Source organism: Photobacterium aphoticum, from assembly GCF_001029435.1.
GTDB lineage: Bacteria > Pseudomonadota > Gammaproteobacteria > Enterobacterales > Vibrionaceae > Photobacterium > Photobacterium aphoticum.
Genome location: NZ_LDOV01000001.1, coordinates 164,483 through 190,138, shown reverse-complemented (window position 1 = coordinate 190,138; position 25,656 = coordinate 164,483). Strand labels below are relative to the sequence as shown.

Sequence of the window (25,656 nt, the reverse complement as noted above, 5' to 3'; positions counted from 1 at the left end):
AAAATCCTGTCTCAGATCATAAACATGTGGAATTTCCATCGTGTAAATAGATCTTTTCCGATAGATTCAGCTGAGGTTAATTTGTAAGAAAGTGCGTCATACTGACATATTCTGACTTATTTTTTATACGTTAATGGTTAAAGAGGATGTTTTACCATGTTGGAGCTATTGATTGGCCTTGTGGTCACGATTGCCGTTGGCTACTTCATTATTAAGGGATATAAAGCCGCTGGGGTATTGCTTACCGCTGGCTTATTGTTACTTCTGATTACGGGTTTACTGGGTTACGACGTATTGCCTGCGAGCATTAAATCGACCGGTAACTTTGTCACTGACTCACTGGAATACATCAAATACATGCTGCAAAACCGTGGCGGCGGTTTGGGTATGCAGATCATGTTGCTATGTGGCTTTGCCTCTTACATGACACACATTGGTGCCAACAATGTGGTGGTTAAACAGTTTTCAAAACCCCTTTCTGTGATTAAATCACCGTACACACTGTTAGTTGCGGCGTACATCGTGGCGTGTTTGATGTCATTGGCGGTCAGCTCTGCAACGGGCCTTGGCGTGCTATTGATGGCGACCCTGTTCCCAATGATGACAGCGATGGGTATTTCTCGCCCTGCGGCCGTGGCAATCTGTGCCTCTCCGGCTGCGATTATCCTGTCTCCAACCTCTGGTGACGTGATTGTGGCGGCAGAAAAATCTGGCCTGCCTCTGCACGTGTTTGCGGTTGAAACAGTACTGCCGGTTTCTATCTCTGCCATTATCGTGATGGCGGCAGCGGCTTTCTTCTGGAACAAATATCTGGATAAGAAAGAAAACATCGTGATGGAGAAAGTCGACATTTCTGAAATGGAAGTGAAGGCACCGGGTTACTACTCTATCTTGCCATTCTTACCAATCATCGGTGTATTCGCCTTCAACGGTGAAACCATTCCTGGCCTGTCACTGGATATCTACACCATCGTGGTAATGTCTATCGTGATCGGCGCTATTGTCGATTACGTGACCAAGCGTTTCAACGGTAAGCAAACGCTGGAAGATCTTGAATCGTGCTACCAAGGCATGGCTGAAGCGTTCAAAGGCGTGGTAATGCTATTGGTGGCAGCGGGTGTGTTCGCGCAAGGTCTGATGTCTATCGGTGCGATTGATAACCTGATTGGTCTGGCTGAATCTGCCGGTGCAGGTGGTTTTGCACTGATGCTATTGCTAACTGGTCTGACTGTAGCAGCGGCGATTGCAACCGGTTCGGGTAACGCGCCGTTCTATGCTTTCGTTGAATTGGCACCGACACTGGCGGCGAAAATGGGTCTTAGCCCTGCGTTCCTGATCATCCCAATGCTGCAAGCGTCTAACCTGGGCCGTACCATCTCGCCAGTGTCTGGCGTTATCGTGGCAACATCTGGTATGGGTAACGTTAGCCCGTTTGAAGTGGTGAAGCGTACGTCTGTACCGGTATTGTGTGGTCTGCTGACAGTGATCATCGGTACCATGGTACTTGTACCAATGTACGGTTAAGTGCAGCGATGCTATTGAATGCGTGATTGACACTATGCTTTGAATCACGCATTGATATGACTAGGAGGCTTTGGCCTCCTTTTCTTTTTTACGCCTCCTATACTAAATACTTTGTCTATTCAGCGCATTTTCCTGCATCTAATCAGCCCCTCATTCAGCCACGCATAGGGACTTTTCCTTACTGATAACAGGGTTAATGAGCCACCAGCCCAGATGGGATAAGGGCTAGATAGTTGTTTTGCTAAGGGCTATAATTCCCGCCTTCAAAAATTGAGGTCAAAATATGCACACTGAAGTAACACCTATTAACAGTTATCCAAAATACTGGGCAGAATGCTACGGTACGGCACCTTTCCTGCCGACCTCTCGCGCAGAAATGGACGCCTTAGGCTGGGATAGCTGCGACATTATTATCGTTACCGGTGATGCGTATGTTGACCACCCAAGCTTTGGTATGGCGATCATTGGCCGTTTGCTGGAATCGCAAGGTTTCCGCGTGGGTATCATTGCGCAGCCAGAATGGCAAAACAAAGATGCGTTCATGTCGCTGGGTAAGCCGAACCTGTTCTTCGGTATCACAGCCGGTAACATGGACTCCATGATCAACCGCTACACCGCTGACCGTAAACTGCGTCACGATGATGCCTACACGCCAAACAACGAAGGCGGTAAGCGCCCTGACCGTGCAGTACTGGTGTACTCACAGCGTTGTCGAGAAGCGTACAAAGACACCCCTGTGGTACTGGGTGGTATCGAGGCAAGCTTGCGTCGTCTGGCTCACTACGACTACTGGTCAGATAAAGTTCGCCGTTCTGTACTGATGGATGCCAAAGCTGACATTCTGCTATTCGGTAACGCCGAGCGTGCGTTGGTGGAAGTCGCACACCGCCTTTCTAATGGCGAAGACATCAAAACGCTGACCAACATTGCGGGTACAGCGGTGATGATGAAGGAGATCCCTGAGCACTACAAAGAGATCGACTCATCACGCATCGAAAAGCCAGGTCGCCCAATGGCGATGATTAACCCGTATGCGACGGAAGAAACCTGCGCCACAAACAAAGACGCAGAAAAAGAACAACCGCAAGTGGTACACGTACGCCCGTCACGCCACGATGCTGCGACCACGGTTGTCCGTCTGCCGTCCTACGAAAAACTGGCGAATGACCGTATTCTGTACGCGCACGCCAGCCGTGTAATGCACCTGGAAACCAACCCGCACTCTGGTCGTGCGTTGGTACAAAAACACGCAGATCGCGAACTGTGGGTGAACAAAGCGCCGATCCCATTGACCACCGAAGAGATGGACTTTGTATTCGGCTTGCCGTTTGCACGTATTCCTCACCCTCGTTACGGCAAAGCAAAAATTCCAGCCTATGACATGATCAAGACCTCGGTCAATATCATGCGCGGCTGTTTTGGTGGCTGTTCTTTCTGTTCGATCACCGAACACGAAGGCCGCATCATTCAAAACCGCTCACACGAGTCGATCATCAATGAGCTGGAAGAGATCCGCGATAAAGTCCCTGGCTTTACCGGTACCATTTCTGATTTGGGTGGCCCAACAGCGAACATGTACCGCCTGGGCTGTTCTGATGACAAAGCCGAAGCAAACTGTCGCCGTCCGTCGTGTATTTTCCCGAAAATCTGTGAAAAGCTAAACACAGACCATAAACACACGATCGACCTGTACCGTAAAGCACGCAGCGTGAAAGGCATCAAGAAGATCATGATCGCCTCCGGTGTCCGTTATGACTTGGCGGTAGAATCACCAGAATACGTACGTGAGTTGGTGACACACCACGTAGGTGGCTACCTGAAAATTGCGCCAGAGCACACAGAGAAAGGCACACTGGATCTGATGATGAAGCCGGGCATGGGCACCTATGATCGCTTCAAAGAAATGTTTGAAAAGTACAGCATGGAAGCCGGTAAGAAACAGTACCTGATCCCATACTTCATTTCAGCTCACCCGGGCTCAACGGATGAAGACATGCTGAACCTGGCGCTATGGCTGAAGAAGAACGATTACCAGTGTGATCAGGTTCAGAACTTCTATCCGTCTCCAATGTGTAACGCGACAGCGATGTACCACTCGGAAACTAACCCGCTGAAGCGTGTGAAATACAAGAAGCGTGAAGATTTGTTTGTGGCCAAAGGTGAGCGCCAGCGTCGCTTGCACAAAGCCCTACTGCGTTACCATGACCCGCTGAACTGGTCGTTGATCCGTGAGGCTCTGGTCAATATGGGTAAAAAGCACCTGATTGGCGATCGTGCTAACTGTTTGGTGCCGGCTGAAGGCAGTGAAGCGGAAATGACACCGGCAGAACGCCGTGGTTCAGGCCGTCACGGTGCGAAACGCTTTGCGACCAAGCACCCGAACCAGCCTGATATCCGTAAAGACGGTAAACGTGGTACCGGTGGCAACCACAAACCGGCTGGCACAGGTGCTGGCAAAGGTAAGCCGGGTCAACGTGCAACCGGTGGTAAGCCAGCCGGTCAAGGTAAGCCACACGGTAATGGCAACCAGAGCAGCCGTAACGGCAACAATGGTGCCAATGGAAACGGGGGGAACCGTCCACAACGTAACGGTTCACGCCCTGCAGGCGCTAAAGGTCAAGGTGCTCGAGGCCAAGGTGGTCAGCAACGCTCAGGCGGCAAACCAAGCCCGTCTCGCGCTCGCTAATCCTCCAGACGCGCTCTCGCTAGTTCCTTGCTAGCCCGGACAAACAACACAAATACGGAACAGCCCGCAAATATGCGGGCTGTTTTTTATCTAAGCGTTTTTATCCCATAATTTTTATCTAATAAATGATGGGATCCATTCAGCGCATCAGCTCCGAAGCGACGACGGTGATGACATACACCACCAGCACACCGATTAAACCTAACGTGATTTTCTTCTGTGACTTCTCATCTGCGTATTTGATCGCCAAGCCACCAATCAACAGTAACAAGGCAATGACGGCCAGTTTAATCATCTGTGACTCCTTGAGCTAACAGCATCCGTGATCGGCATTCTCTCTTAACTGTACCGCCAATCCCTCATGGAACGCAAAATACCTGTCTGTTTTGTGTGACTTACACCCTTTCCCATCATGCCTTTATCGTTACGGGGTAAGAGACATGAACGATCATTGCGCTCATCTCGGCGGTCACTGCTGCTCACATTGCGTCACATCACAGCCAATCACATCACTGGCTAACCGCAACCTAGATTTCAAACATCGGGTAGTTTTTCAGTTCAGGAATGATGGTTTGCAGTTGCTGCTCTTCTTCCGCTAAACCTTTCACGGAATCACACATGTCATTGGCCTGCTCTGCCACGTCTTTGGAATGCTCCGTAATGGTGGACTGCATGCGATCTTTCAAGTCCGTCATCTTCTTCTGAAACTCGGTAAAGTTCAGTTCACCGTCTTTCATCTCTGCCGACAAGGCCGCAAAAATGGCTGCCATGGATTCCGCACTCACATGCTTCATGGCAGTTTCAAACTCCTGACGCCAATCACTCTCTACCGTTGAGAAAATATCCGCCGGCAGCACAAACTCCCCTTCCGGGTAGAATTTCGCTTTCGCCTGCGCGCTGTATTGATTGATCAATGCGTGGGTTTTGGCAAAGGCCTCTTTGTCACCCAAAGTGGTCGACAGTTCATTCACCACCTCATTGGCAATGCTGACACCGTCATCCGCCAGCTCTGCCATTTTTGGCAAATACGCCTGTACATGTTCGCGATAGGCTTCAATGGCTTTTTGCTGCGCCACATCCAAATCCATCTTTTCGCCATTAATGAACAACTGGTTATTTTCATCAATCAGCATTTTCGGCTGACCTTGCTGATACACCGCAATGTGTTCAGGATTAATATGAATATCGTTCGGTACATTCACCGGACAGCTTTGTGCTTGCACGCTCAGAGAAAAAGGAAAGAGCAGCAGTGCCAGAAATGTTTTCTTCATTGTTGAACCATGTCTTTTTATGTTGTCTTTATCGCCTATACTTTCACACGATTGAGTCATCGGGACAAGTTCACGCCATTTAACGGGCTGAATTCGTCTGAAATCACAGTGATAGCGTAACTTTGTTGACGGCATTTTTTGTGACTGTGATGAGGATCTGTTAATCTACACGCCTATTCGCGTCAAAGAAGAGTCACTGTGGAAAAAGTTGCCATTTTTGTCGATGTTCAGAACATCTACTACACCGTCAGAGATACTTACGGTTGTAATTTCGACTACAACGCCTTTTGGGCTGAAGCCACGCAAGGGCGAGAAGTGGTGGCTGCGTATGCCTACGCCATTCACCGTGGTGATGAGAAACAAGGGCAGTTTCAAAATATTCTGCGCGGCATCGGTTTTGAAGTAAAACTGAAACCCTTTATCCAACGCAGCGACGGCTCCGCCAAGGGCGATTGGGATGTGGGTATCACGCTGGATGTGATTGAACAAGCCCCCGACGTTGACCGCGTGATCCTGCTTTCCGGCGATGGCGATTTTGATCTGTTAGTCGATAAAGTGCAGACCAAGTACGGCGTGGATGTGGAAATCTACGGTGTGCCGGGACTGACGGCTGCCTCGCTGATCAATACCGCCCACTTCTTCCGTGAAATTGAAGAAACACTGCTTCTTAACTGTAAGTACTAAAGCGTCAAATCCAGATTCAAAAACAAGAAAGGCGATCATCACTGATCGCCTTTCTCTTATCTCACACGGTAAGGATAACACCGCTCATCAATATTCTCATCAATCATCAATGCGCTTCTCGGCGCTTCTCGATATTCAGCGAGTTACGATGAACGCTCATTGTCATCCGCCTGTTGTGCTCAGCAGTAAGGCATCGCACCCAGGTTTTTACTACCGCTTTCTTTGGCTTTGCTTGGCTGCTGGTGTTGGTCACGTACAAGTTGGCGTAAAGTTTTCACTGCGCCCACCACCATTTTTACCGGTACGACTACAAAATATAGAGACGCAATCACCACCATTGCTGGGTCGGCATACACGGCGTATTCACCCAAACCAAGATAAACCAATGCCGTTGCCACGACAAAGCCCATCATCACCGCAGCACTGATCACGGTATCCATCAGCCATTGTTTCGATTCCGCTTTCACTAACGCAGAACCTGTCGTTTCGCCTTTGGTTTTCATGATCCAGTATGTCGCCATACAACCGATGATGTTCACCACACCGAATGCCAATGCAAGGCCGGTATTCACTTCTCGACCACCGGCGCTGATCGCATCAACCGCTGACGCAAAGGAAATACCACACATCAGGGTGATCACCAGACCTTTAATGGCAATAACCGCTGGCTCAATCATTTTCACATTCTTGTTATCACGTGCCTTTGGTGAGCGAATGTAACTGGCTGCGACTAATGAAAGTACAGTAAGCGTCAAGCTAACCAATGAGTACGCACCGTCAAACACAATGACCAGCGAGCCCATCCATAACCCTAAGCCAATGCCCATCAGCGCAAACAGCAAAGCTGACACCGTTGATAACTGTAATAGTTTTCGCTCTAAAGATACATTACACTGCATATAAACCTCGAACCGACATGCTTTTCGTCAGTTGACCTAGACATCCTTAAGTTAAAACTGAGTATAACGCCACGGTTTACAGTAGGTTAATCACTGAGCGACAGGTTTTTCGTCGCTGAAATCTGCATGTATGATATTTAAGCAGACAGCAACCCTCTTCACAGCCCGCTTTTCTTTTGTGGACGAATCATGAAAATCAGCCAATTAGAGATGTTAATTGAAACCGGTGCCTGCGGATCCATCGCTGAAGCTGCACGTAAACTGGGTAAAAGCCGCACCACGGTCAGTGCTGCACTCAGCGCGTTGGAAGATGAATTAGGGGTCGCCCTGCTGGAGCGTTCAGGTAATCAGGTTCAACTGACCGACATTGGTGAATCCATCAAGAATGACTGCGAACGCATTGCCATGATTGCCGGTGATATTCACGCCAAATGTACCCAGCACCATCAAGGGGTAGAGTCCGCTTTACGTATTGCCCGTGACGATGCCCTGCCGGAACCCTTCTGGCGTCAGTTGGTGCATGATATGCGGGTGCAATTTCCCAATACCAGTGTCTCTGTGTACATGGCACCGCCACCAGAGCTGGATGAAATGGTAGAGCTGGACATGGTGGATGTGGCGTATTGTTTACTGCCCAACACAGACAGTCTGCCTCATAACTATCACAGTAAGCTCGGACAAATCCGCATGATGTCGGTCGCGCACAGCAAGCATCCGCTCAGCCAGCTCAGCAAAGTCGTCAGTGCGGATCTGGCCCGTTATACCGAATTTGCCTTGGCCGCCATCGACGATGAAGGACTCAAAGCGGTCTCGCCGGCGTCTAGCAATTACATCGCCCTACCCTTTTATGAACACCTGCGCAATGCGGTACTGGACGGTATTGGCTGGTCAAACGTCCCTTCTGTACTGATCAACAATTACCTGCGTGATGGCACCGTAAAAGTGCTGAACCACTATCAGGCCATGAAGTGGCAACCGTACGGGGTGATCCACAGTAAAAACCGCCCGCAGGGCATTTTAACCCAATGGCTCGCCGCACAATTAGAAGCCTATCTGGACGACGAATCCCACTAAATCCCCTCATCACTCGGCACTTGTGCCCAAACGTTGGGCATGAGTGTCGGATCTTTTTACACTCATCAACCGACGAAGCAGATTGAAGCCCTCTATACTCTCAACGGGTCTTTAAAAAGGAATCATCATCATGCTCAAGAAGTTAGTGGCAGAGTTCGTCGGTACATTTTGGTTAGTCTTGGGTGGCTGTGGGAGCGCGGTCTTGGCGGCTGCATTTCCTGATGTGGGGATTGGTTTACTCGGTGTCGCTTTTGCCTTTGGTTTAACGGTTGTCACCATGGCCTACGCCATTGGCCATATTTCCGGCTGTCATCTCAATCCGGCGGTGACTGTCGGTCTGTGGGCCGGAGGACGCTTTCCCAGTGCTGAAGTGATCCCTTATATTATCTTTCAGGTACTAGGGGGGATCTTCGGTGCTTACGTGCTGTATTTGATTGCCAGTGGCCAACCGGGCTTCAGTCTGGCAGGCGGTCTCGCCTCTAACGGGTATGGCGATCACTCCCCTGGCGGCTACGATTTATTGTCCGGCTTTATCACGGAAGTGGTCATGACCTTCATGTTCCTGATTGTGATCCTCGGCGCCACCCACAAACTGGCGACGCCAGCGATGGCTGGGTTAGCCATTGGGTTGGCCCTGACCTTGATCCATTTGATCAGTATTCCGGTCACCAACACGTCGGTCAATCCTGCGCGCAGTACCGGTCCGGCCGTTTGGGTGGGAGATTGGGCGATGTCGCAATTATGGCTGTTCTGGGTCGCGCCTTTGATCGGAGCGATTATCGCTGGTGGGTTTTACCGCTGGCTAAGTCCGGATGAAGAGTAAATGCCGATCAATATGATCATTATCGATCGCAGTTTGCATTAACACTGTCTATCCCTTTTACGATTCTCATTTTGTAGACAGAAAAAATGCGGCATCACGATGCCGCATTTTCTTCAGTATCACGCCCTTTCTCTTCACTATCACATCAAAGTCATTCAGGCTGATGCATTCAGCACCTTCAGCAGCACCTGGGTCGGGTGTTTCATTTTAATCTTCTCAAAACGCTTCACCTGACTTCGGCACGAATAACCGGTCGCCATGCAGTGTTCAGGATCGAGCTGTTCAAGGTTTGGCTGCCAACTCAGATCGTAGACCCCGCGCGATATCGCCAGCTTGTCTTTCTCATGCCCGAAGGTACCCGCCATGCCACAACAGCCGACCGCAACAGGGACTAATTTGGCGCCAAAATGATGGAAGATCGCCGCCCACTCTTTCTCTGCATTCGGCATCTTGGTTTTCTCGGTACAGTGCGCGAACAAATACCATGGGGTTTCACTGTGTGTGCTGGCGGCAGGATATGTCGACAACATCGCCCCCAGCCATTCATGGGCGGTTAGTACTTGGAAGTCGCCACGCTTATCACCCAGAATTTCGGTGTATTCATCGCGATAGCACAACACCAAAGCCGGATCGACACCCACCATTGGAATATTCAGCGCCGCCAATTGATTCAGGAAGGCCGAGGTATTGCTGGCGGTTTTGGCAAACTCACGCAAAAAGCCTTTAATGTGCTGAGCTTTTCCGTTCGGTTTAAACGGCACTAACACCGGCTTCTTACCCAGCTTTTCCGCCAACGCAACAAAGTCTGACACCACATCTGCATCGTAATAGCTGGTAAACGGATCTTGTACAATCAGCACATACGCTTGCTTCTCATCCGCTGACAATGCCTGCAGCGCAGACAAATCAAACCACGTAGCATCGTGGCCTTTCAAGGTTGTCGCCAGTGTCGGCACAGAGAGCGCCGGCATATCGACATAGCCAATGGTCTTTTCTGTCAGCATTTGTGACCAGCGAGGACGCATGACCGCATTAAAGGCCGTCGGCGCTTTAGCCATCAGCGGCAGATAACTTTCCACATACGCGACCAGATAATCTTTCACCGGACGCTGATAACGGCTGTAGTAAATTTGCATGAAACGGGCACGGAAGCTCGGCACATCTACCTTGATCGGACACTGGCTGGCACACGCTTTACAGGCCAAACAGCCGTTCATGGCTTCCATCACTTCATGAGAGAAATCGTACGCTTTACGCTGCTCGCCGAAGCTGTTTTTCAGTCGGTCGATGATCTGTTTGATCGTCGGGGCTTTCTCCATCAGATCTTTTTCAAGCTGCATCGGATCAATGCCCTGCTCAGCCAGTTGGCGTAGCCATTCACGCACCAGACCGGCTCGGCCTTTCGGGGAGTGGCGACGATCGGCGGAGATCTTCATCGACGGGCACATTGGCGAACTGGTGTCATAGTTAAAACACAGACCGTTACCGTTACATTCCATCGCCGCTTTAAAGCTGTCTCGCACTTGCACCGGGATCTGACGGTCATAGTATCCCCGCTTCACCCCGTCGACCTGAACCAGCTCCGCCGTACTGTCGAGCGGCGTACAAATCTTGCCTGGGTTCATACGGTTATCCGGATCAAATGCAGCTTTAATGCGGCGCAATTCGGTAAACAGCTCGTCCCCAAAGAACGCCGGGCCGTATTCAGAACGGTAACCCTTGCCGTGCTCCCCCCACATCAGGCCGCCGTATTTAGCCACCAGCGCCACCACCTGATCCGAGATGGTTTTCATCAGCAATTCTTGTTGCGGATCGCACAGATCCAATGCCGGACGCACGTGCAGTACGCCTGCATCAACGTGACCAAACATGCCGTAGTTCAATTGATGGCTGTCGAGCAAATCGCGGAATTCCGCAATAAAGTCAGCCAGGTTTTCCGGTGGCACACAGGTGTCTTCTGCAAAGGCGACAGGCTTCTTACTGCCTTTTGCGGCTCCCAATAAACCCACCGCTTTTTTACGCATGTTGTAGATTTTCTGGATGCCCGCTAACTCATCACACACCTGATAGCCGATGATGCCATGTTGTTGTCCCGCCAACATCTCGTCTAAACGGGCGCACAACGCTGCCACTTGTGCGCTATTTTCTGCCGGATTATTACTGGCGTATTCCACCATGTTGATCCCCAGCATGTCTTTGCCCGGCACATCTTCCAGTAAATCACTGACGGTATGCCAGACAATGTCTTGCTTGGCGAGATTCAATACCCGCGAGTCCACGGTTTCCACCGACAAGGCCTGCGCTTCCACCATCATCGGGGCATTACGCAGCGCAGAATCAAAACTGTCGTATTTGATGTTAACCAGCGTGCGGGCTTTCGGAATAGGGGTAATGTTGAGTTTAGCTTCAGCGATAAACGCCAGTGAGCCTTCTGCCCCACACAACAAACGGGCAATATCAAAATGCGCTAACGTGTCATCAAACACGTTTTTCAAATCATAACCGGTCAGGAAGCGGTTTAATGGCGGGAATTTCGCGACAATTTGCTCACGCTTATCACGACACACCGCTGCGGCGGTTTTTAATGCCTGACAGGCGAGCGTCGGTGCGTCCGGCAGTGCATTAATATCACCTTGAGTTAAGATCTCGGTATCTAACACCGACCCATCAACTAATACCGCTTTCAGGGACAGCACGTGATCCGACGTTTTACCGTACTTCAATGAGCCTTGGCCGGATGCATCGGTATTGATCATGCCACCAATTGTCGCCCGGTTACTGGTAGACAGATCCGGAGAGAAGAAGTAACCGTGTGGTCGCAGCGCATCATTAAGCTGATCTTTCACCACACCGGTCTGGACCCGTACCCATCCCTCTTCCACATTGATCTCAAGCACTTGATTCAGATGACGGGAAAGATCGACCACAACCCCTGGCGTGAGCGACTGACCATTGGTGCCGGTACCGCCACCACGGGCAGAAAACGTCACACTGGTATAGGCCGGTTGCTGACCAATCTGACCCAAGATGATCAAATCGTTGACGTCACGGGGTAACACCACCGCTTGAGGAATTTGTTGGTAGACGCTGTTATCGGTCGCAACCGCTAAACGGCTGGCATACGACTGCTCAATGTCGCCTTGAAAGCCGCCATTGCGCAACGCATGAAGGAATGACAATACCTGTGCGTCGGTACTGTCCTGATGGGTTAATGCAGGTAACATTGCTCTCCTTGTCCAGTTGACTGTCATATCCTATGACAACTGGCCTTCTCTCTGTCTATTTACGTATCACTTTACCTCACCCACCGAGGGAAAAAAAGTGTGATGTTAAGCGGGAAATCCCCGCCTAACTCGCTGATCCCTTTACTTCACCACACCCAGTTTGTGACGTAAGGTCGTGATGCTGACAATCAGCCACAAGGTGATCAATAAACATCCGGAGGCTTTTATGCCAAGCACTACCATACTTAACGTTTGCTGGGCGGCAAAAAACCAAAATGCACCGTATAAAATAGCGGTAACCGTCAGTACAGCAACGCACACCCAAGCAGCCTGTCGTGACGTCACAACAGGGGTAACTTTCAACAGCTTCGCCACCAACTCCACAGATAAAAAGATCCCTAACAAGACAGTAAAAATATACGCTTGCGCCGGTACCAAGGTATAACTGGCTGCCGTACCCACCACCATCGTCAATACCAACCAAAACCAGCGATTCAACAAATAGGTCGTTAAAGGCGGTTCATGATTACGCCAAACAATGAAAGAAGAGACAATCATGGTGCCAACCATCATGCTGATCACCACATCACTGATAAACTGCACACCATACCAAACCCGTGCCACGCCTTGGCCGAGGATCAGCACCGTGAACAATATGCCAAGGCCGATTTTCCAGCTGCGTGAACGGGAATGTGTAATGACATCCCACAACCATCCCCACAACAAGGTCGCCATTAATGTGTGCATACTTGGGAAACCAAAGGCATGCGCATCCACTTTTTGCAATTCTGGCAGAGCAAAGAATGGGCGTGGCGAAGCAATGCCGTGCTTAAGTAATGAGGTGGTAAACAAGCCAACCAACATCACAAACAACAATTCTAATAACCGCTGCGGGCCGGTAAATGCCCCGGTCAGTACCACGACTAAAAGCATGAAAACAATTTCGCCGGGCAAATTCATGATGGCCATCGCCCCTTCAAACAACGTCTGAAGTGTTTGAGGCCACTGCGCCACCGTCTGCTGCAACGATTGGATTAAGGTTAACTCATACTTGTGCAATAAATTTACGGTGTCATCAAGTCGGTCATACACCAAGACTTCGCTGTTCGGGGTTTTGGCTAACCATTCCTCCATTAACGGCACATCATCGGGATACCGATGATCCGATAAGGGCACTTTATCCGTGTCGGCGAGGTACACGCGATCGACTTCCGTGGCAAAATGCTTGGAATACCAAGATGCAACTATCGGAAAGCCACGCTGATCGCGGAATGATGACACAAAAATTGGCGATACCGCCTGACAGGCATAAATAGCAGCACGGCCTCGATATTGGATGAGATCCACCACTCGCACCGAAATCCCGGCTTCTTCTAACGCTTCGCGCGCCGCCGCTGACTCTGGTGTATCGGTTTCATCAATATAGCCGCCCGGCAAAGCCAGCTTTTGTGTAATGACTTCCGAAATCATCACTAAACTGTCGTTATGACGAATAATACATACCGCACCAACCAAATCTTTTGGTGGTGTCGACGCTACATCATTAGCTGAGACCCAACTACTTACAAGGCACATGCACAGCATGCACCACCAGCGAATGACGTTCATTGCCAAACCCTACTCTACAAACTAAAACAAAAACCGATTAAACTACGTAACACTCTGCTAACTCATTGACTATCATAACTGTTTTAAACAAACCTAAGCAATCGATTGCTTGCCGCATCCCGCAACGGCTGTTCATTAATGCCCACAAGGTCAAGGAAACGCATGCAAATTCCTTCAGCAACACACACATTGCCAACCGATTACTATCGTGAGAATTTCCTGACGCTTATCCATACCGTAGAAGCGCAATATCCTGACCTGCTTAACGAGGCAGAACTCGCTTGGCTGCACACATTCTTGTCCCTGCCGATCGACAGCCAACGGCTCTATTTACGCCTATTGACCCGCAAAGGTCCGCTGTTTCGGTTAACCAAATTACGTTACGAGGAAATCGCGGATATTGATGCAGCTGCCACGCAATTGGCTGACGTCAACTTCATTACTTTTGACGTGTTGGATTATCCACTCGACACCGTATGCGCATTATTTACCAAGCCCGAGCTGCTTCACCGATTTGAATGCCTTCAATCCATCAAACAAGCTAAAAAAACACAATTAGTTGAAACATTATGTGCACAGGGGTTGATAGCGGCCGACTTTTGCGAATCTTTAATCGCGATTTGCCATTCGACCCATTTACGGGTGTTTTTATTGCTCTTTTTTGGCAATACCCATCAGGATCTCAGCCAATTCGTATTGGCCGATCTGGGATTACACACTTTTGAAAGCTACCCGCTCGACCGTGCACATCGCTTTTTCAGTGATCGAGAGCAGATTGATGACTGGCTGGCTTTGTCCGATCTGAATGAAACCCTTTGGCAGGCCAAAGCAGAAAAAGACCTGCACCAAGTGATTGAATTAGTACCACACTTACCGACACCCTTTACCTGGGCGCCACTGGAACGTAAACGCCAAACACTGATCAACCATATCGCCCGGGACATAGAACGTATTGCAGGAGAAAGCACAGAACAGCAAGCTATTGCCTTGTCTTTGTACCGACAAACCCAACGCCCCCCTTCACGGGAGCGTCAAATTCGTCTGTTGGATAAACGACAGCAATGGCAAGAGGCGCTGGCATTAACGCAAACCATACTGGATTCACCCCATAATGAAGAAGAAGCGGATGTGGCACAAACGCTGTACCGACGCTTGGCAAAAAAGGCGGGGCTCACCGCACCGAAAAAATCCCCGCCCAGCTACCATGCCCTGTCACTGGTGCTGCCTCAAGGGACAGAGCGTGTCGAACACACGGTGGCGGAGTATTTCAAGCAACAAGGCTGGCACGCGGAATATGTCGAAAACACCTTAATGTGTGGTTTATTCGGTCTGGCTTTTTGGGATCTGATCTTTTCCCCGCTCCCGGGGGCCTTCATCAACCCTTTCCAACGTTCACCGAAAGACATGTTCTCGGAGGCGTTTTTTGCTCAACGCCGCGACGCTATCGAGCGACGTTTAGTCGATATCGAACAAGGTGTATGGCAAGAGTGGCTATCGGTTTACCAGCAGAAATTCGGGATCAGTAATGATTGGGTACATTGGTCTGCCCTCAGTGAGGCACTCTTGCTGCGGGCAATCCATGTCATCCCCCCTTCAGCCCTGTGTGTGATTTTTTCGCGGATCTTGTTTGACCCTAAGCACAATCGCAGTGGCTTTCCGGATCTCATCCTCTTTCAAGAGGACACTTACCAATGGGTTGAAGTCAAGGGGCCGGGAGATACCCTGCAACGCAATCAATTACGCTGGTTACAGGTTTTTGACCAACATGATATTCCGGCTCTAGTCGCTTTTATCACGTGGGAGCAGCAGGCCGACATCGACTGAAAATTACGGCGGATTTATTCCACTTAACCGCGATATCTCACCTATTATTATTGTTATCAACTATGACACAGTAACAAAAAGTGACATGGTGACAAAAATAAGACCCACCATGATGGGTGATATCATGATGTTGGTGGCGAATCATGACAGACACACGAAAAGTACACAGTATTCGATATGGCAAAAAATCCGGCGTTCTGACCGCCTATATCCATCCTAAAGATCACGAACAACTCAATCCCTTTGTACTCTGGGATCATTTTTCAGCGAAAGCCGTCATGCATTCAGCCGGATTAGACTACCACGGTCACTCCGGCATTGATGCCATCAGTTATCCCGTCATCGGCAAACTCAATCACCGAGATTCAGCAGGCAGTCACGTCACATTAGCCAGTGGTGACGTGCACATCATGACCAGTGGCAAAGGGATTATCCATAAAGACACCCTCACCCCTAAAAACGGTCAAATCGAAGCGTTCAGTTTATGGACCGTGTTGCCTGCCGGTTCGAAAGAAATGGCCCCCGCCTGCAGTACCAACATAGACGCCCACCACCTACCACTGGTGGAAGAAAAGTGCACCATTACCAAAGTCATTATCGGCCACTACAAAGGGGCGAATAGCCCGGTGCAGTACAGTATTCCCATAACTTACCTTGATGTGATGATCGCCCCCTATAGCTGTTGGTCGTTCCAACCCGATGCGGCACAAAGCAGTGGGTTTATCTATTTACAATCGGGTACCAGTTACGTCAGTGGCAATCAAATACAAGCGAAACAAATGGCCACATTGCAATCCTCACATCTGCCGATTGAAATTCGCACGGGCAAAATTGCGACCCGTTTATTTGTTGTCGTGGGACAACCCCTGCAACAGTCCTTTTATTCTTCTGTCAGCTCTGTCCACTCCTCAGAGCTAAATATGACAAAAGCGACCCAAAACATAGAAAATTTGTTGCAGGCACAAAAATGACTTTACGTTAATATGGCCATTTTTATGAGAGATCAATCACATTGTCTGCTATTCATTTTTTTGACGTTACAAGCCATTTTTAGAATATTTGCTCTATAGAAATAGCACAACAAAACAACATAATTTGTTATTTCGCCTTCAGCAGAAAGAATTATTATTATTTACGTCAAATTTATGCCTTCCTGTCTCCGCTACAACACCAGCAAATTGTATAAATTCCACACAATAAATTCCCAAGAAGAATATATTGTGTAAGTTTCTTCTTTTCTTGTTCAGTTTAAATCACAAGGACATACAAATTTTTTTGATAATATTCGAAGGTCTATTATTTATTAACCATTGTTTAGGTATGTCTTTGCTGATTTTCCCCCCATTTCATTCTGCCTTTCCTGTAAAACGATTAGCCCTTTTGCTGTCGTTGGCCTGTTCAACAGCATATGCAAATGCTGAAGAGTTAGATCTCTTAATGTCAATGAGCCTTGAAGAGTTATCTAATGCAGATATCAGCATGACCTCGGCGGCAAAAAAAGAACAATCGATTAATGACATCCCTTCTGCTGCCTACGTGATCACCAACGAAATGATCCGTCGCAGTGGTGTGCGTTCTATTGCTGAAGCCCTCGCACTGGCACCAGGTGTACAGGTGACTCGCATTGCTGAATATAACTGGCAAGTCTCACTACGTGGTTTGAACAGCATCCTCTTTAACCAATTGTTGGTTATGATTGATGGCCGCAGTGTGTTCAGTCCGCTAATGTCAGGTACCTTCTGGCATACCATTGATACACTTTTTGAAGACATTGAACGTATTGAAATTATTCGTGGTACGGCGGGTACTATGTGGGGGGGTAATGCCGCTAACGGTGTGATCAATATCATCACCAAAAACAGCAAAGACACCCAAGGACACTACGCGGAAATCGCGCAAGGTGAGCGCAATTATCAAGAAGTGAACTACCGTTACGGCACGCGTTTCAATGACCAACTCACCGCACGCGGCTATGTAAAAGGCGTGGTTGGCGACTACTATGCCATTAATGATGATGAGTGGCGCAATATTCGCGGGGGCGTCCGTGCAGACTATGACGATACGTCCCGTAAAATCACCGTCCAGGCGGGCGGCTTTGAAACGAAATCTGATCATGACTGGTTCTATGGCAGTTTCGATAATATCCAGCCGGGTAGCCCTATTCTCTTTAATCCGTCGATCATTGATGTGTATTCACGCGGCTTGTATGCCAGCCTTGACTGGTATGAAAGCAAGGGTGATACCGATTATGAATTGCACGCGTGGACAGACTATAATTTTACCGATGAAGCCTCCGCACAAGGTGAGTTCTACACTGCGGATGTTGATGCACTGGCTCGTACCACACTCAGTGACAAACATGAGTTAACCACCGGTGGTGGGGTTCGCGTGATCCACCGCAATACAGAACCTTATCCGGAAAATTTCTATGCCAACATGGAAGCGTGGGGACGTTATAGCCACGATCCGAAAGGCACCGATGTGATCGTCAATGGTTACATGCAGTTAGAGTCACACCTAACGGACAAACTCACCTCTGTTCTGGGTGCCAAGGTGGAATACTTTTCGCTCAATGACACCGTTGAATTACAACCCGAAGCGCGCATTCTGTATAAATACAACGAAGAGCAGCAATTCTGGGCAGGTGTCGGTCGAGCCGTGGTGACCCCTTCTTTCGTGGCCTCGAAAACGGATATGTACCAGCTTAGCTATGGCCATCCAAATGAAGACGGCAAATACCAAATTAACGGGATGTTGATAACCAAAGCTAATGAAGACTTAGGCAACGAGAGTGTTGTCACTGTGGATATGGGTCACCGTTATAGCCCTGTGCCATCATTAAATATCGACAGTACCGTCTTCTATAGCCAGTATTACAACACCGTAATGGAAGATCAACGTCGCTTGGTATCAAGCGATGAAGTGATTGGTCAACCGACTCAGCACAGCAATATTCCGGTCTATCTGGACAGCTATAATGATGACTTAGATGTTAAAAATTACGGATTTGAAAGTGCAATTCGCTGGACACCGTTTGAAACGCTGACCTTCAATACCAGCTACAGCTTCATTCAGACCGAAGCCAGCTGTACAGGATACACAAACTGTAGTGCAGATGCCGTTTCAGGTTATAAGACCAAATACATCGATCAACCTGCGCATTACGTATCCGTACAAAGCTTATGGGATTTTGCTCCGGGTTGGCAGCTTGACCTCTGGTACAAATACAAGAGCGAGGTCAGCACTGACAGCTACTATGCGGCACCGTCCATCTCCACCGTTGATCTTCGTCTTGCCTGGCAGCATAAATCAACGTGGCCACGCGTTGAAATGGTCGTCGATGGCTTTGGTGAAAACGCCTATTCCGATTTACCCGGTCTGGCACCTATTGAAGAAACCATCTACTTCAAAGCTTCGTGGAATTTTCAATAACCTCCCCACTTATCGGTATATAAACATCTAGAGTACAAAGCTTTAGGTGTTTATACCCAAACAACCTCACAGTAGATTCAATCCATTGGATAAAGAACGGGAAATTCCCTCCTCTCGTTTTTTATCCGCCATCACGTAACGACGACAACAACACGCATAATCACAACGACAACCATAAAGCGTTTCTTTTCTATGCTTTCATCCCACATCGCTATGCACATTGGTCGTGTCCTATTCAACGGGTACACGCACTACAAATGAGACATATATAACTCAAATGTCCCCTCGAACATGCAAAGCATAAAAGTGACATTAGTTCATAAATCACAATAAACAGAGATATTGATCACAATATCAATCATTCATTTTTTTGACACGCTATCGGCCGTTCAATATAAACATTGGGTCAAAAGCAACCAATAATGCCAATATACGCTCAACAACTACATCTTTATTGGTATAAAGTTAAACGCCCGTCAAAATTACGCCTAAATAAAGAAATAAGTGCATAACAATTACGCGATAATTTCAGAATTAATATTCTGTAAAGGGATATATCACTTTGCTGTATATTTTTCACCCACTCTTAAACCACGAGGAAATACATCATTTTTTGATAAAATGAATAGGTCTAATAAATGTGGATTTATGTCGGCATGTCATCACTTGATTGTTTTCAAATCAGTACATTATTCCCTGTAAAACGGCTCGCTCTTTTTCTGTCATTAATCTGTACGTCTGCCAATGGCGATGAACTGGATCTGTTGATGGCAATGAGCTTGGAAGAGTTATCCAATGCCGACATCAGCATGACCTCTGCTGCCAAAAAAGAGCAGTCGTTATCTGAAATCCCCGCTGCTGCCTATGTCATCACCAATGAAATGATCCGTCGCAGTGGTGTACGTTCCGTCGCAGAGGCACTTGCCTTAGCACCCGGCGTGCAGGTCACCCGCATTTCAGAATTCAACTGGCAAGTCTCGCTTCGCGGACTGAACGAAGTTTTATTCAATAAATTACTGATAATGATTGATGGCCGCAGTGTCTACAGCCCGCTCATGTCAGGGTCTTTCTGGCATACCATTGACACTCTGTTGGAAGACATTGAACGAATCGAAATTATTCGCGGTACCGCTGGCACCATGTGGGGCGGTAATGCCGCAAATGGCGTCGTGAATATCATCACCAAAAACAGCCGTGATACCCAAGGGCATTACGCTGAAGTGGCGTATGGTGAACGCAGCTATCAAGAACTGAATTACCGCTACGGCGCCACCATTAATGATAAATTAACCGCTCGCGCCTATGTCAAAGGGGTAACTGGCGATTACTACAGCATCAATGATGATTTGTGGCGTAACCTGCGTGGTGGGATCCGTGCCGATTATGAAGATGTGAACCGCCAATTCACGGTACAAGCCGGTGGTTATCAGACCAAGTCTAATCATTACTGGTACTACGCCGATTTCTATCAGGACCCTGCAAACGTCTTTACCTATACTGACATTGATATTTATTCACGTGGCGCGTATGCCAGCTTTGACTGGTACGAACAAACCGAAAAAACGGACTACGAGCTACACCTTTGGCTAGATGCGAATTCCACCAATGAACCATCGGCACAGGGGGAGTTCTATACCATTGATGTCGATACACTAGGCCGAACCCAACTCACCGACAGACATGAACTTACTGTGGGTGCTGGCTTACGTACCATTTACCGTCGATTTATGGATTACCCGGAAGAACTACTTAACCATGTTGAACCTTGGGGACGCTTCAGTAATGATCCAAGAGGCACCGACGTCATACTAAACACCTACGCACAGTTGGAAAGTCAGCTCACAGAAAAATTAACATCCACCATCGGGGCTAAATTTGAGTATTTCTCACTCAATGATTCTGTTGAATTTCAACCACAAGCTCGCTTGCTCTACACCTACAGCCCAAGACAACAATTTTGGGCAGGCATTGGACGTGCAGTCGTCACACCGTCATTTGTAGACACTAAAACTGATTCCTACTTTTTGGGCAATGTTGAAATTCTTGGCGATGCTGATGGTGATGGTGACAAAGAAGTTGTCGCTATAAGACCAGGTATTGTTATCACTAAAGCAAATGAAGAGCTTAAAAATGAATCTGTCGTAACCATTGATGTGGGACATCGCTTTGCACCAACCCCATCACTCAATATCGACAGTACCCTTTTCTTCAGCCAATACAACAATGTCCGTATGGAAGGGAACAGTGCATGGGAGTGCACCTTTGGCGAATGTCTAGATGGCTCAACTATTCCTAATGAAGTATTTATTTTACTCGAAAATTATAGCGACAATTTAGACGTCGAAAACTACGGCTTTGAAACGGCCATCCGCTGGACTCCTTTTGAGTCACTCACGCTCAATACCAGCTACAGTTACATCCAAACTGAGGCAACATGCAGTAATCATTTTTCATGCGATATTGACCTAACCACAGGAATTAAAACAAAATACAATAACCAACCGTCGCACTTCGTGTCGGTACAAAGTTTGTGGGATTTTGCCCCAGGTTGGCAATTAGACCTGTGGTATAAATATAAAAGTGCGGTCGACACACCAAGCCCGTATTATAAAGAGCCTTCTGTCTCAACCGTTGATCTTCGTCTAGCTTGGCAGCATCAGCCTCATTGGCCGCGTGTCGAACTGGTTGTGGACGGTTTTGGTGAACATGCCTATTCAGAGCTGCAAGGGAAAGCCCCCATTGAAGAAACTATTTACTTTAAAGCGTCTTGGAACATTCAGTAATGATTTTTACCACCCGGTATAGACTTCTGTTTTATATCATCAGCCTTTGGGGGCTGATGATGGCGCCTGCACGCGCAGAGTCTACTGCCCAGCAAGCCTTCTCTGAGTACAAAATTAAGGCGGTATACATTTACCGTCTGGCCAGTTTTATCCGTTGGGAAGACAATACACAAACCACCCCAACCTTCTGTGTGATTGGTCGTGACAGTACCACTGTGACATTGGAAAAATTGTTCGCCAAAAGCGGACAAAACACCCCATTGCTCACCATGAACACCCTGACGGAAGCCAGTGAGCAATGTGACTTATTGTATGTCACTAACGATAAACTACAGATACTACAAACATTACCGCAATACCCAGGGTTGCTGACCATCAGTGACAGCACTGACACCTTACAGGTGGGTGGCATGATTGAACTGCGTACCATGGGGCAACAAGTTAAGCCGGTTTTATCATTATCGAACATCGAGAAAGGCAACCTTTCTGTCAGTTCACAACTTATGAGGATAGCGTTAGTCAACGACCCAAAGTCCAACAGCGTTGGGGGTAGCCGATGAATTCTTGGATTTCCAAACTCAGCCTCAACCAACGCTTGTCTATCCCTATTATGAGCTTTATTTTGCTCGTATTCCTTGGCTTTCAGTTCATCAGTTACCAGAGTTATCTGGCCATTGAACGTGATAACTTACTATCACGCACCAAGGCGTTAGCCAATGGTGTCGGCATGAACCTGACCGCCTCGGTGCTGTTTAATGATGCCCATTCCGCGCAAGAGATCTTGTCTGCCCTAAAAGCAGACTCACTCATTGTTGAAGCGCGCCTGGAACTCAACAGCCACGAGTTGTTTGCCCAATACACCAATAACAAATTCGGCGCGGTAAAACCCACGCTTGAGCAAGAGCAAGAAATCATTACCAATGGTTACTTGTTTGGTCAGGAGATGCTGTATTTGATCGTGCCGATCATGATGGATCAGGAAGAGATCGCGCACATGCACATTTCAGTGTCATTGCATGCGCTGCAAGAAATGCAGATCACGCACCTGAAATTCAGTTTGTTCATGCTGATCTTGCTGTTAGCTAACAGCTTCTACATCATCAATCGCTTGCAGCATTGGATCGTTAAACCGATCACCCAGATCAATGAAGGGATGCGCCGCATTATTAAAGGGGATAAACACCAGCCTTTGACACAAAGCCAGTACACCAATGATGAGTTGTATGAACTGACTGACGGCTTTAATAACATGGTGGACACGATTAACCAGCGTGACCATGAAATCCGTCAGGCCATGAATGAACTGGGCTTAGAAAAGGCCTTTGCCGATGAAGTGGTTGAAACCGTTCAGCATGCCCTGATTGTTGCAGAGCCAAACGGTACGATCACTCTGGCGAACAAAGCCTGTGAGCGCGTATTCAAACAATCTCCAGCCAGTCTGATTGGTCTGCCGATCATTGAAGTGCTCAAGCCGATTGAACGTGAAGCGACACAACAATTGCTCAGCAGTGCGTTGCAGAATAACCGCCAGATCGATCACCTTCTGTTGGACAGTGCGCACCAAACCGGTACACGTACCTACCAAATCGTGAGCCGTCCCCTGCACCACCATTTGCAAACCCTGTTTGCCGTGGAAGATGTGACTGAGCATCAAAAAGCAGAGCGCCAACAAAAGATGGCCGCGAAAGTGTTCGACAACAGCCAAGATGCGATTTTGCTGTTTGGCCAAGATGGCAATGTCAGCATGGTGAACAACACCTTCCTGCGTCTGACAGGCTATCAGGAGCGTGACATTTTAGGTCAACATTATTTGCAGTTAGTGGATCCCGACGAATACGCACAAATTCAGGATGACATTAAATTTTCACTGGTCATGGAGAACCACTGGAACGGTGAAATTCAGGTTAAGACCACTGAGAATGAATTAGTGCCACTGCTGGCGCGAATTAACTGGATCACCGATAACCACGGTCAAGATCGCCAAACGGTCGTCATTGCCTCTGATCTGCGCTCGATGAAAGAAATTAAGCGTCTGGAACATTTGGCCAACCACGATCCACTGACCAATTTGGCAAACCGAGCGAAGTTATATCAGGCATTGCAAAGTCAGATGGTACAGCAGGCAACAACCCGTAAATCCTTTGCGGTGTTGTTCTTAGATCTGGATGGCTTTAAAGGGGTGAATGATACCTACGGCCACGATGTGGGTGATCAGGTGTTGAAAATCATTGCAGAAAAACTACGCCGCACGGTACGCAAAACCGACATGGTATCGCGTCTGGCCGGTGATGAGTTCGTGGTATTGCTGTCTGCGGCACACGATGCCATGGCCGTCAAATACACTTGCCAACGCCTGTTTGAACGCATTTGTGAGCCTATGCAGATCTCTGGGCATGCCGTTACCATTGGTGCCAGCATTGGTTGTTACTATGTCCACGCCGATGATTATCAGGATGTGGACGATATTCTGCGTCGTGCTGACAAAGCGATGTACGAAGCCAAACTGATGGGCAAAGGGCAAATCATCGAATACAACGAAGGTTTACCTGAACCGGATAGTCTTTATGGCTGATAGCTAGCCAAAAAAAATCGACAGCCAAACAAAACGCCCCGTTATATGCTTTTACTCGTAATAAAGCAAAGCGATAACGGGGCGTTTTTTATTGACTGTGTTTACCTGGCTGACTTATTCGCTGCGCAGTGCCATTCGGTAAGTACCTTTTGATGAGAACCACACCGCTTGTTTTTTCTTGCGGCCGATCAGCATTGGACCATCATCAAAAAACAGGAAGTTCTTCCAGTTGCGCTTAAATACGCCCCACTGGGTTTCAATGATGTTGTATTTTTCATAGCAGAAGAACACCGTCGTGTTGTCTTCCCAGTCAATGTATTCCGCCAATTCCGTCGGCAGCGCAGCGTCATCACCGTCCCAAGCCTGTTGCCAGTTAAATGCCGCTGACCAGATACGCTCGTTGGATGCCCAGTCACCTTGACCGAAATGATCCGCATCCGGACTTTGCTTACTGATATGCTCAACCCACAACTGAGCTGCACGGGCTTGCGTAAACGGTTTGATCAGGGCCAAATCCGCTTCTGCAACTGGCATGGAAGCGTGGGTGAAAATCCACTTACGGGTATAACTATTTAACTCTACGTAGTTCATGCGTTGACCTAACAATCTATGACGCAGAGAAATGTACCTGAGTCGGCCCTATTCTGCCAGCACAAAAAAAGCGGATATTCCTCCGCTTTTCGATCGCTTGCTACCCGTCTTACCTATCGCGTCTCACATCGCTCGGCGAGGTTATTTTTTTGGGTCCCACAAGTTACTGACCCAGCCGCCAATATTGGCGTCATAGTGGCAGCCGTTGAAATGTTTATCCGGCACCGCAGGCTTGTCATGGTGGGCATCGAGTAACTCAGATATGTGACAAGCCATCGGATCACCTCGAGACGTTAAACGCCGACGCGTCGCGACTTCTCTGATGATTTGTAAACGATATGCTGAGTTCATTTTTTTCATCTGTCCGCACCTCTGTCTGTTGAGCCCAACTAAAAATAGAAGTCGACAACACAATCGTCAAATAAGCGCCATGAAGACATCATATTTACCCACTATGGGGTATATCTGGAATCTTTTACTTATCATCACGTTACGCTAAAGCCTTCCCGCATCAATCCCGCTGCGTTTTGCCGCATATCGCTAACTGCTTGCTTCGAATATAAAAATAATTGTCATAAAAAATTCGCATTCCCCTGAAATTTTTCATTTAGCTGCAATTATCTCATCACAACACGCGCATCTCCCCCACAGATAGGAGTAA

The 25,656-nt window shown here is 48.2% G+C and carries 18 protein-coding genes; 11 read left to right on the top strand and 7 right to left on the bottom strand.

Features of this window, described 5'->3' with window-relative positions:
• Positions 1–156: 156 nt before the first annotated feature.
• Together dcuC and ABT58_RS00835 are read left to right on the top strand one after the other, a co-directional pair.
• A complete protein-coding gene (dcuC, locus tag ABT58_RS00840; RefSeq protein ID WP_047872445.1) occupies positions 157–1,524 on the top strand; it encodes an anaerobic C4-dicarboxylate transporter DcuC in 1,368 nt (455 codons plus the stop codon).
• Positions 1,525–1,807: 283 nt separating this feature from the next.
• Positions 1,808–4,210, top strand: a complete 2,403-nt coding sequence (locus ABT58_RS00835; RefSeq protein ID WP_047872444.1) for a YgiQ family radical SAM protein — start codon at positions 1,808–1,810, stop codon at positions 4,208–4,210.
• 139 nt (positions 4,211–4,349) lie between these two features.
• On the opposite strand, the gene ABT58_RS24160 is transcribed toward ABT58_RS00835, so the two are convergent.
• Both ABT58_RS24160 and ABT58_RS00825 read right to left on the bottom strand, forming a co-directional pair.
• Positions 4,350–4,505: a hypothetical protein gene (locus tag ABT58_RS24160; RefSeq protein WP_047872443.1), complete on the bottom strand. Its 156-nt coding sequence runs from the start codon at positions 4,503–4,505 to the stop codon at positions 4,350–4,352.
• A gap of 232 nt (positions 4,506–4,737) precedes the next feature.
• Complete coding sequence (locus ABT58_RS00825) at positions 4,738–5,481, bottom strand: YggN family protein (RefSeq protein ID WP_047872442.1); 744 nt, start codon at positions 5,479–5,481, stop codon at positions 4,738–4,740.
• Positions 5,482–5,679: 198 nt separating this feature from the next.
• Between ABT58_RS00825 and ABT58_RS00820 the strand changes: the two genes are divergently transcribed.
• Positions 5,680–6,165 (top strand): LabA-like NYN domain-containing protein, encoded by a 486-nt coding sequence (locus tag ABT58_RS00820; RefSeq protein WP_047872441.1) that lies wholly within the window; start codon positions 5,680–5,682, stop codon positions 6,163–6,165.
• Between the two features lie 179 nt (positions 6,166–6,344).
• Here the strand turns inward: ABT58_RS00820 and ABT58_RS00815 are convergent, their stop codons facing one another.
• A complete protein-coding gene (locus ABT58_RS00815) occupies positions 6,345–7,064 on the bottom strand; it encodes a cation efflux transmembrane domain-containing protein (RefSeq protein ID WP_047872440.1) in 720 nt (239 codons plus the stop codon).
• A gap of 189 nt (positions 7,065–7,253) precedes the next feature.
• Between ABT58_RS00815 and ABT58_RS00810 the strand changes: the two genes are divergently transcribed.
• Positions 7,254–8,138 (top strand): LysR family transcriptional regulator, encoded by an 885-nt coding sequence (locus tag ABT58_RS00810; protein ID WP_047872439.1) that lies wholly within the window; start codon positions 7,254–7,256, stop codon positions 8,136–8,138.
• Between the two features lie 130 nt (positions 8,139–8,268).
• Positions 8,269–8,961 (top strand): aquaporin Z, encoded by a 693-nt coding sequence (gene aqpZ / locus ABT58_RS00805; RefSeq protein WP_047872438.1) that lies wholly within the window; start codon positions 8,269–8,271, stop codon positions 8,959–8,961.
• A 155-nt stretch (positions 8,962–9,116) separates the two neighbouring features.
• On the opposite strand, the gene ydiJ is transcribed toward aqpZ, so the two are convergent.
• The gene (gene ydiJ / locus ABT58_RS00800) at positions 9,117–12,185 is read right to left on the bottom strand and encodes a D-2-hydroxyglutarate dehydrogenase YdiJ (protein ID WP_047872437.1); all 3,069 of its coding nucleotides are present in this window, start codon (positions 12,183–12,185) and stop codon (positions 9,117–9,119) included.
• A gap of 141 nt (positions 12,186–12,326) precedes the next feature.
• Complete coding sequence (locus ABT58_RS00795; protein WP_082210897.1) at positions 12,327–13,793, bottom strand: phosphatase PAP2 family protein; 1,467 nt, start codon at positions 13,791–13,793, stop codon at positions 12,327–12,329.
• Positions 13,794–13,955: 162 nt separating this feature from the next.
• Between ABT58_RS00795 and ABT58_RS00790 the strand changes: the two genes are divergently transcribed.
• The 6 genes from ABT58_RS00790 to ABT58_RS00765 all read left to right on the top strand — a co-directional run bounded on the left by ABT58_RS00790 (position 13,956) and on the right by ABT58_RS00765 (position 24,404).
• Positions 13,956–15,617, top strand: a complete 1,662-nt coding sequence (locus tag ABT58_RS00790; protein ID WP_047872435.1) for a VRR-NUC domain-containing protein — start codon at positions 13,956–13,958, stop codon at positions 15,615–15,617.
• 143 nt (positions 15,618–15,760) lie between these two features.
• Positions 15,761–16,588 carry a pirin family protein gene (locus ABT58_RS00785; RefSeq protein ID WP_229821736.1) on the top strand — a complete coding sequence of 276 codons (828 nt, stop codon included), beginning with the start codon at positions 15,761–15,763 and terminating at the stop codon, positions 16,586–16,588.
• Positions 16,589–17,054: 466 nt separating this feature from the next.
• Positions 17,055–19,049 carry a TonB-dependent receptor plug domain-containing protein gene (locus ABT58_RS00780; RefSeq protein WP_047872434.1) on the top strand — a complete coding sequence of 665 codons (1,995 nt, stop codon included), beginning with the start codon at positions 17,055–17,057 and terminating at the stop codon, positions 19,047–19,049.
• Between the two features lie 638 nt (positions 19,050–19,687).
• Positions 19,688–21,832 (top strand): TonB-dependent receptor plug domain-containing protein, encoded by a 2,145-nt coding sequence (locus tag ABT58_RS00775; RefSeq protein ID WP_240478047.1) that lies wholly within the window; start codon positions 19,688–19,690, stop codon positions 21,830–21,832.
• A 59-nt stretch (positions 21,833–21,891) separates the two neighbouring features.
• Positions 21,892–22,392, top strand: coding sequence for a YfiR family protein (locus ABT58_RS00770; RefSeq protein ID WP_169749949.1), 501 nt, complete (start codon positions 21,892–21,894; stop codon positions 22,390–22,392).
• Positions 22,389–24,404, top strand: coding sequence for a diguanylate cyclase domain-containing protein (locus ABT58_RS00765; protein ID WP_047872432.1), 2,016 nt, complete (start codon positions 22,389–22,391; stop codon positions 24,402–24,404). Before ABT58_RS00770 ends, ABT58_RS00765 begins: the two co-directional genes overlap by 4 nt.
• A 114-nt stretch (positions 24,405–24,518) precedes the next feature.
• On the opposite strand, the gene ABT58_RS00760 is transcribed toward ABT58_RS00765, so the two are convergent.
• Complete coding sequence (locus ABT58_RS00760; protein ID WP_047872431.1) at positions 24,519–24,995, bottom strand: DUF2947 domain-containing protein; 477 nt, start codon at positions 24,993–24,995, stop codon at positions 24,519–24,521.
• Between the two features lie 141 nt (positions 24,996–25,136).
• Positions 25,137–25,355 carry a hypothetical protein gene (locus ABT58_RS00755; protein ID WP_047872430.1) on the bottom strand — a complete coding sequence of 73 codons (219 nt, stop codon included), beginning with the start codon at positions 25,353–25,355 and terminating at the stop codon, positions 25,137–25,139.
• Positions 25,356–25,656: the final 301 nt, after the last annotated feature.

Coding starts and splice junctions, on each gene's coding strand:
- dcuC (WP_047872445.1), top strand. CDS start 157: ATGTTGGAGCTATTGATTGGCCTTGTGGTCACGATTGCCGTTGGCTAC.
- ABT58_RS00835 (WP_047872444.1), top strand. CDS start 1,808: ATGCACACTGAAGTAACACCTATTAACAGTTATCCAAAATACTGGGCA.
- ABT58_RS24160 (WP_047872443.1), bottom strand. CDS start 4,505: ATGATTAAACTGGCCGTCATTGCCTTGTTACTGTTGATTGGTGGCTTG.
- ABT58_RS00825 (WP_047872442.1), bottom strand. CDS start 5,481: ATGAAGAAAACATTTCTGGCACTGCTGCTCTTTCCTTTTTCTCTGAGC.
- ABT58_RS00815 (WP_047872440.1), bottom strand. CDS start 7,064: ATGCAGTGTAATGTATCTTTAGAGCGAAAACTATTACAGTTATCAACG.
- ABT58_RS00810 (WP_047872439.1), top strand. CDS start 7,254: ATGAAAATCAGCCAATTAGAGATGTTAATTGAAACCGGTGCCTGCGGA.
- aqpZ (WP_047872438.1), top strand. CDS start 8,269: ATGCTCAAGAAGTTAGTGGCAGAGTTCGTCGGTACATTTTGGTTAGTC.
- ydiJ (WP_047872437.1), bottom strand. CDS start 12,185: ATGTTACCTGCATTAACCCATCAGGACAGTACCGACGCACAGGTATTG.
- ABT58_RS00795 (WP_082210897.1), bottom strand. CDS start 13,793: ATGAACGTCATTCGCTGGTGGTGCATGCTGTGCATGTGCCTTGTAAGT.
- ABT58_RS00790 (WP_047872435.1), top strand. CDS start 13,956: ATGCAAATTCCTTCAGCAACACACACATTGCCAACCGATTACTATCGT.
- ABT58_RS00785 (WP_229821736.1), top strand. CDS start 15,761: ATGACAGACACACGAAAAGTACACAGTATTCGATATGGCAAAAAATCC.
- ABT58_RS00780 (WP_047872434.1), top strand. CDS start 17,055: ATGTCAATGAGCCTTGAAGAGTTATCTAATGCAGATATCAGCATGACC.
- ABT58_RS00775 (WP_240478047.1), top strand. CDS start 19,688: ATGTGGATTTATGTCGGCATGTCATCACTTGATTGTTTTCAAATCAGT.
- ABT58_RS00770 (WP_169749949.1), top strand. CDS start 21,892: ATGGCGCCTGCACGCGCAGAGTCTACTGCCCAGCAAGCCTTCTCTGAG.
- ABT58_RS00765 (WP_047872432.1), top strand. CDS start 22,389: ATGAATTCTTGGATTTCCAAACTCAGCCTCAACCAACGCTTGTCTATC.
- ABT58_RS00760 (WP_047872431.1), bottom strand. CDS start 24,995: ATGAACTACGTAGAGTTAAATAGTTATACCCGTAAGTGGATTTTCACC.
- ABT58_RS00755 (WP_047872430.1), bottom strand. CDS start 25,355: ATGAAAAAAATGAACTCAGCATATCGTTTACAAATCATCAGAGAAGTC.